This window comes from candidate division WOR-3 bacterium (assembly GCA_016867815.1).
Lineage (GTDB): Bacteria > Hydrothermota > Tepidihabitantia > Tepidihabitantales > Tepidihabitantaceae > UBA2258.
Map to the genome: position 1 here is coordinate 1 of VGIR01000112.1, position 8098 is coordinate 8098.

General features: G+C 61.6%; 5 protein-coding genes and 1 tRNA gene. 5 read left to right on the forward strand and 1 reads right to left on the reverse strand.

Translation table 11 applies throughout. The annotated features are described in order from the left end of the window. The first annotated feature begins 733 nt into the window (after positions 1 to 733). The 4 genes from FJY68_12455 (at position 734) to maf (ending at position 7131) form a co-directional block, all read left to right on the forward strand. Entirely contained in the window at positions 734 to 1843 is a 1110-nt protein-coding gene (locus tag FJY68_12455; protein MBM3332636.1) for a (Fe-S)-binding protein, read from the forward strand. A gap of 104 nt (positions 1844 to 1947) precedes the next feature. Further along, entirely contained in the window at positions 1948 to 3948 is a 2001-nt protein-coding gene (locus FJY68_12460) for a PBP1A family penicillin-binding protein (protein MBM3332637.1), read from the forward strand. A gap of 334 nt (positions 3949 to 4282) precedes the next feature. Further along, entirely contained in the window at positions 4283 to 6520 is a 2238-nt protein-coding gene (locus FJY68_12465; GenBank protein MBM3332638.1) for an LPS-assembly protein LptD, read from the forward strand. Further along, complete coding sequence (gene maf / locus FJY68_12470) at positions 6517 to 7131, forward strand: septum formation protein Maf (GenBank protein MBM3332639.1); 615 nt, start codon at positions 6517 to 6519, stop codon at positions 7129 to 7131. The genes FJY68_12465 and maf overlap by 4 nt, the downstream gene beginning before the upstream one ends. A 36-nt stretch (positions 7132 to 7167) precedes the next feature. Here the strand turns inward: maf and FJY68_12475 are convergent, their stop codons facing one another. Beyond that, positions 7168 to 7839, reverse strand: coding sequence for a hypothetical protein (locus FJY68_12475; protein ID MBM3332640.1), 672 nt, complete (start codon positions 7837 to 7839; stop codon positions 7168 to 7170). Between the two features lie 108 nt (positions 7840 to 7947). On the opposite strand from FJY68_12475, the gene FJY68_12480 reads away from it, so the two are divergent. Continuing rightward, positions 7948 to 8033: transfer RNA gene (locus tag FJY68_12480), tRNA-Leu, on the forward strand. The last annotated feature ends 65 nt before the right edge of the window (positions 8034 to 8098 follow it).

The following is an 8098-nucleotide window of genomic DNA, read 5'->3' on the forward strand; positions in this document are numbered from 1 at the left end:
GCGCCAGGGATTGACCAGCGCATACTCCTGCTCCCGGCGCTCGACCTTGACGCGCTGGTTGATCGTCAGGTAACATCAATCGTAGCAGCAATGCGCAAAGGGGGTCACGATGTGCCCGGGCCGGCCCGAAGCGTCCGCAGTCGGAACCTACACGGTCTGCCCCGACGAACTGACGCTGCCGCACGGATGCCGACCGGGCGTGCGCCGGCGTTCCTCCCGGCGCGGAATCACGCTCTCGGCCAGCCTGCGTACCGGCGCCGGGTCGCATCCATGTCTGGCGTAGTGCTCATCAGTAGCGAGCGCTTCGACCTGTCTGCGACACTCACCAGCCTCGGGCGCCGCGCTCTACGAGACAACAATGGGCGAATCCTATCGGTAGTTCTTATGACTCCTCTACTCTCCGTCTGGTATTCTCGCTTACCTCGAAATGACACCTCCGCTTGACAGCGGTGCCAAACGGTCTGCGGGCCGCCGACTGATAGTCGCTTGAGATTGAGTCCAACCCCAACCTTTGACATCCGCTCATGCTGCCTGGCGACTACATCAGGAAGAGGAAGACGTGACCCCAGAGAAGTCGAGACTCAGGTCTAGTCCGAGACGCGCTACGAACCCGACCTGGACTTTTCCCCTCCGCCCGACGGTGACACCACACCGCCTCGACATCCCGGTAGCCAGACTCATTCGTGCCCCAGAGTCCTTGACTTGGCAGCCTTGCTCTCTAGAATACAAGCCCATGTCAATCGATACCCTCGAACTGAAGTCGTGCATCCAGTGCGGGCGGTGCTCAGGCGGCTGCCCGGTTTCCATGAAGTCTACCCTGAACCCCCGCAAGCTGGTCTACTGCTACGTGAACGACCAATGCCAGCACCTGAGCGCGGATGAACTGGGGCTGTGGGAGTGCACGACCTGTACTACCTGCACCGAACGCTGCCCGAAGGCCGTTCGTCCTTCCGACCTCGTGGTAGAAATGCGGTCCAAGATCATCGAGAGCGGCCGTATGACGACCCAGATTCAGGGCGCCTTGGAGAGCACCTTTGTGCAAGGCAACCCGTGGGGCCGGGGCAGAGAGAAGCGCATGGAGTGGGCGGCCGGCCTTGACCTGTCGATTCTGAAGCCGGGGGACAAGACTGACGTGCTGCTCTTCACCTGCTGCACCAACTGCTACGACCCACGGTGCCAGCCGGCAGCACAAGCCCTGGTCAAGTTGTTGCGCGCGGCCGGTATCGAGTTCGGGGTCATCGGCGAGGAAGAGACGTGCTGTGCCAGCGAGCAGAAGCGCATCGGCGAACAGGGGATGTTCGAGGAGTTACGGAACTCGAACACGAAGCTCATCAAGGAACGGAACCCGAAACGGATTGTCGTTACCTCTCCACACAGCTACAATGCACTCAAGAACGACTATCCAGGAATCGACGTGCCGGTGACGCACTATACGGAGCTACTTGCCGAGTTGCTGGAAGCCGGGAAGCTGAAGCCCAAGCGCCAACTCGAAGAAGTAGTCACCTACCACGACCCCTGCTACCTTGGCAAGCAAAATAAGGTGTACGAGCAGCCGCGCCAGGTGCTTCGGGCACTCGCCGGGGACCGTTTCGTGGAACTCGACCGCTCGCGCGAAACCAGCCTCTGCTGCGAAGGAGGAGGCGGACGAATGTGGTTTGAGTCAGCAGGCAAGGGACGACTGGCCGAAACCCGCGTGACCGATTCCATCGACCTCGGGGCCACGATCCTCGCCACTGCCTGCCCGTACTGCACGCTGACCCTTGAGGACGCGGTCAAGACGACCAATTCCGAGGCCAAGCTTCGCATCAAGGACGTTAGCGAACTGCTGGCCGAGGCGATCTAGCAGACCAGGAACCGGAGACCAAAGACGGAAGACCATTCCGAATCCTGGTTCCGGCTTCTGGCGTCTGGTTCTTGAACTTTGACCTGCAACCCAACGGCTCCCTCATGAGACTTGCGCGCGCCCTGCTCAGGCTCTTTGCGTTCCTCCCCCAGCTGGCAATGGCAGGCCTGTTTCCGGGCCTGCCATCGGCTGAGAGCATTGCCAACTTCCGCCCGCCGGCCAGCACGCGCATTCTCGACTATCGGGGCCGGGTCATCTTTGACTTCTACCAGGAGAAGCGCCGCCCGGTACAACTCGAGTCCATCCCGAGTTGTCTGCGTGAGGCCGTGGTCGCCATCGAGGACAAGAGATTCTACAGCCACTGGGGCATTGACATCGCCCGCATCCCGGGCCTGGCCCTGAGCATGGTGAAACGTGCCGGCGGCATCAAGGGCACCTCAACCATCACCCAGCAGCTCGCCCGCTCGATGTTCCTCACGCCGGAACGAAGCATAACCCGCAAGGCCAAGGAGATGGCGCTGGCGGTCGAACTGGAGCGTCACTACTCGAAGTCCGAAATCCTCGAGATGTACTTCAACCAGATCTGGTTCGGCGGCTCGGTCTACGGCGTAGAAGCCGCGGCCGAGAAGTACTTCGGCAGAACCGCCGCCGGATTGAACCCGGTAGAGTGCGCCACGCTGGGCGCGATGCTCGCCAACCCCTCGGCCTATTCACCCTACAACCATCCCGACCGCCTTATCACCCGGCGCAACTTCTTCCTGACCCGGATGTTCCGGCTCGGCTGTATCTCCCAGAAGGAGCTCGACTCCGGCCTTGGGCAGCCGCTGACCGTACTGCCGCCAGGCGCCGGCGGTAACCTCGCCCCCTACTTCGTAGAGGAAGTCCGTCGCTACATGATGGATAGGTACGGAGCGGACTTTGTCTACAGGTCGGGCGCCGTGATCCATACGACGCTCGACCTCGATATGCAGCAGGCGGCGAACCTGGCCTTGCTTTCACACCTGCGGCAGATGGAGAAGGACTACAGGCTGAGCCCAACTCTCTCGGCCTACGACTCGGCGGCCAGACGCGATTCGACCCTTGGCCCTCCCAGGTACCTGCAGGGGGCGCTGCTGGCGATGGACGTGCGGACCGGATACGTCCGGGCGCTCATCGGCGGCCGGGACTACAAGCACAGCGAATTCAACCGGGCAACGCAGGCAAAGCGGCAGGCAGGATCCGCATTCAAGCCGTTCGTCTTTGTCGCCGCTGTTGACAACGGCATCACGGCCGCGGACATCGAAGCGGACTCGGCCATTACCATCCCAATAGCCGGTCAGCCGGACTACAGGCCCCACAACTACGACGGCACGTTCCTCGGTCGCATCAGCCTGCGCCGGGCGCTCGCCCTTTCCCGCAACCTCGTGGCCGTCCGCCTGATCGCGAAGGTCGGGCCCGAGCTGGTAGTCCGCTACGCCACTACCATGGGCATCAGCGGGATACTGCAACCGGTGTACTCCCTGGCCCTCGGCTCGGTCGAGGTCACGCTCCTTGATTTGGTAGATGCATTCAGCACGCTTGCGGGCGGCGGCATCCGGGTCAAACCCATAATGGTCACGCGGGTGGAGGACGCACAGGGCGCCGTCCTGGAGGAGAATCGACCGGAACAACAGCCGGTCTTGCGCCCGCAGACAGCGTACGTCGTCGCCAACATGATGCAAAGCGTCATCAACGAAGGCACGGCCACGGTCATTCGGCAACTCGGATACCAAGGACTGGCTGCGGGCAAGACCGGCACAACGGACGACTACGCGGACGCGTGGTTCATCGGCTTCACTCCTGAGGTCACCTGCGGTGTCTGGGTCGGGTTTGACAAGAAGAAGACCATTTTCAGTGGCGCCACCGGCGGTGCGGTTGCGGCGCCGATCTGGGCCGACTTCATGAAAACGGTACGCCCGGACTCTCTCCCATCCGACAGCTTTTCCGTCCCGGACAGCATAGCCACTGCTGCCGTCTGTGAACAGACCGGGCAATCCGCCACCCCATCGTGCCCACTCGTACGCTACGAGATCTTCGTCGCCGGGACTGAACCGAAGACCGCGTGTACGCTGCACTCACGGCGGTAGCAGGCCCCAGGTTCGGTTTCCGCATACTCGCCTCCGAGCAGCGACCAGGAAGTAGAAGTGCAAAGGACGAGTTGCAGAGGAGAAGGCAGGGAATTGGTATACGAGGGCGGCCGTTGGTCACTTGTGTTCTCCTCGTTGCTCTATTCTAGGTGAACTGCCGGACAAGACCTATCTGCAACTCCTGCCCGCTGGCGTGACGGCGCGAACAGGCACGCCGGAATTCGTCTGCACCTCTGACATCTGACTTCCAGCTTGTGGATCCAGTCTCGCCCATCGGCGCTGCCTCTCCTCTCCCCCAGTTTGACTTTCGCGTCCCTGCCTCTAACATTCCTCGGTGCTCCTGCTCGCCATTCTCCTCATCGCCCAGCCAACCGACACAGTGAGAGCCGACTCGGTCGGCCGGGACATCATCTACTACGGCGGCAAGCGGGTCATCTTCTCCGCCAAGACCGAGGAAGTCGTTCTGCTCGACTCAGCCTGGGTGCGCTATCGCGACATGTCGGTCCACTCGGACTCAATACACTATGACGTGAAGCGGCACCAGTTGTCGGCCCATGCCGACGTGCTGTTCACATCTGGGTCTGAGAACATCACCGGCAACCTGCTTCGCTACGACGTCGACTCACGCAAGGGTATGATGCGCACCGCCTATACCACGGTCGAGAACGGCTTCTTCAGAGCCGACGAAGTCTGGCTGGTGCGAGAGAAGGTGCTCGACGCGCGCGGCGGATCGTACACAACCTGTGACCGGGCGCACCCCCACTACGACTTCTACGGTCCGAGAGTGAAACTGCTGATGGACGACGTGGCGATTACCGAGCCGGTGGTGTTCAAACTCTTCGGTGCTCCGATTCTTGCTGCCCCATTCTGGATGGTCCCGGTCGCGTCCAAACGCCGGTCTGGGCTACTGCCTTTCAAGATCGGCAACTCGTCAACCGAAGGCCTCTACTCCAAGAACATCGCCTACTACTGGGTCATCAATGACTACTCGGACATGACCTTCTATGCGGACGTCATGACAAAGCGGGGGATTCAGGGTCGGGCGGAGGCTGTTTACATAGTCACACCCTTTGCTCAGGGCAACATCAATGCCTCCTACATTCGCGAGTGGGACACGCGACAACAACGCTACAGCGTGTCTGCCGCCCACCGGTCAGACCGCTTCTTTCTGGGCTCTCAGCTCGACGGCAAGCTGGATTTGATGTCGGACGCAACGTACATCCCCGACTACTCCGAAGACCAGCTCGAATGGCTGAAGCCCGATCTCTTTTCATACGGGCAGATCTCTCGCAGCCTGCGGCGCGTGGGCAGCGTGACGATACTGGCTCAACGAAAGACCGAGTTCGCGAGACACATCCGCTGGGCAGACTTTCCTTCGGTCAAGCTCTCGATCGCTCAGCGACCGTTGTTCGCCGGCTGGAACCTGTCGCCTTCCGCTTCCTTCCTGCATCACACCGCCGACACTCTCGACACCACAAACACCATAGTTGCGGCCCGAACGCGCGACCTGCTGGGCAGCGGCGCCCTGGGTATCTCAAGCCCGGCCTACTCCATTGGCCCGCTGGGCACCGCGACCGTATCGGAACGTGTCTCCTTCAACGAGGGCATCAAGTACCACAATGACAGCCTGGGCGAGCACCCGCGCAGCATCTCCAACGCGCTCACGGCAAACATGGAACAGCGCTTCATGGGCACGCTCGGCCTGACCGAAGCCGTCTCCATTAGTCAATCGGACAACCTGCGCGATACCGTGCCGATCAAGGTAGCGTACGCCGGCAGCGTAACCGGTCGGGCGACTCTCTACCGCGTATACAGCCTCACTTCATACGGCGTGCGCGGGCTTCTGCACACCGTCACACCGACCGCGGCACTTGCCTACGAGCCCAGAGTGGACTCGGGACCGTTGTTCGGCCGCCCCCACCTGCTCGACCCGCAGATAGCCAGGCTGGGTCTTGGCTTTGGCAACAGCTTCCAGGCCAAAGTTGACACCTCCGGCACCAAACGAGACCTCGGCACGCTCAACCTGGCCACCTCCTACAACTTTCTCGACAGCGCTTCAAACCCGCTGAAGCGCCTGAGTCCATTGACCGGCACCGTTTCTCTGGACCCCCTCCAGGGCCAGAAGTTGAACCTGTCGGTCGACGCCTCGGCCGGGTTCGACTTCGATTCGCTCGCCTTCAGCCGGAGCTACTCGGTCGCCACTACGTTCAACCTCAATCGTATCAGTTTCGACTCGGCCCGGGTCGAACGTGGATTCCAGGTAGGTCTCAGCCACACCTACATCCGCAGTCCTGCAGGCAGTCCGGCCCACATGATCACCGGCAGCGCAGCGTTTGCCATTCCAGGCTGGAAGCTGAGCCTGACCGACTTCGGATACAACTTCGCTGAGAAGCAGGTCACAAACTATGGGCTACTGCTCACCAAGGACCTCCATTGCTGGGAGGCATTTGCCAAGCTCCAGAAACTCGGGACACGCTGGAGTTACGATTTTGAGGTCCGCATCAAGAAACTGCCGGACCTGAAAATCGGCAAAGGCACGTTCGGCAGCCTGCTTCCCAGGATTGGAGAGTGATGGATCTCATCCTTGCCTCTACCTCGCCGCGTCGTCGCGATCTGTTGCGGCGGCTGGGCTTCCGCTTCCGGATTGTGGCCCCGGTGGCCAGCGAAGAGCCGGAAGCTGTTGGACTCAAGGCCGGAAGTGCGCCCAAACGGTATGCGGTCGCTTGCGCCAAGGCCAAGGCCACATCAGTCGCTGCGTTCTACGGCAACAGTCGCAGCGGTCAGCACGCGGGGCCAGGGTGGGTCGTAGGTGTGGACACGATTGTCGTCTGCGGCAGAAGGACTCTGGGCAAGCCGCGCAGCCGGGCCGAAGCCAGCAGGATGCTGAACATGCTGTCCGGACGCACGCATACGGTGGTCTCCGCAGTCGCAGTAGTACGGATGCCGGAGGGCAACGTCCTTGCCGCTTCCGAGTCCACCCAAGTCACATTCCGCAAACTGGGCGGGGATGAGATCGAACGCTATGTCGCCGGGCCTGAACCCTACGACAAGGCGGGAGCCTACGGGATCCAGGAGCAGGCGTCCATCTTTGTCAGCCGCGTGTCCGGATGCCTGCTGAACGTCGTCGGACTGCCCGTGCCCCTGCTGCTCAAGCTGCTGCGGGACTCCGGCTGGCGTCAGTAGCGGCTCTGCAACTCAGCGGTCAAGGACGGCGAGGTCCTAAGGCCCGGCCTTCCAGACGTTCAGCCAGTAGCCATAATCCCCGGCACCCCGCGTGTTGTCGACTACCACGTGATACAACCCGAATGCGTCGACCCTGACTGAGAATGTGCTGGTTTCGTGAGGCCGCTGCCTAATCAAGGCGACAGCAGGTTGGCCGGCCACCCACTTCACGAAGTTGGTGTCATCCATCAGCTGTAGATAGATTTCCCCCTCGTCCGACCCGCAGTAGCCGTAGAGCCAGTAGCCGGCACGCACGCTGTCCGACCATGACTGGAAGTCCCCCGCCTTCACCGAGGCATCCCAGAACAGCACGCCTGTGGTCTCGGCCCGTACCGTCACGTTCAGGCTGTCCACCGCTGTCAGTCCGTCTTCGTCAGTGACGGTAACCCGTATGACGCCGTCACCCGAAGACTCGGGCGCGAACCAGCGGACCCTGTCGCCCCAGTTCCAGCCAAGAGCGCCACCCTCCCCGGACCAGGAATATGAGAGCTGCCTCGAGTCCGGATCGGTAGCGTTGCAGACGTAGTCCGCGCTGTCCCGCGCCTCTACCGACCGGCTGCCGTCAATCGAGTCTATGACCGGTGGGTCTTTGGGTTGCGGACACCCGGCGATACCGAGCAACAGCAGCACGAGCAGCGGCGGCTGGACCAACCGTGACCGTCTGATCACAACTTCAGTTTTACCAGCCAGATCTGTGGCTGTCAAATGAATCGTAAGCGGTCTCTTGACTGGCCCGTCTCCATCCCTAGAATCCACCCTGCCGCGCAAGCCGTGCGAGCCGAAGTGGCGGAACTGGCAGACGCAGCGGACTCAAAATCCGCCGTTCAGCGATGGACTTGTGGGTTCGACTCCCACCTTCGGCACTCTTCTCGATCAAGCTCACTGGCAAAGCTGCCCGGACCTCAAAGCCATCGCGTTCAGCGATGGA

Coding starts and splice junctions, on each gene's coding strand:
- FJY68_12455 (MBM3332636.1), top strand. CDS start 734: ATGTCAATCGATACCCTCGAACTGAAGTCGTGCATCCAGTGCGGGCGG.
- FJY68_12460 (MBM3332637.1), top strand. CDS start 1,948: ATGAGACTTGCGCGCGCCCTGCTCAGGCTCTTTGCGTTCCTCCCCCAG.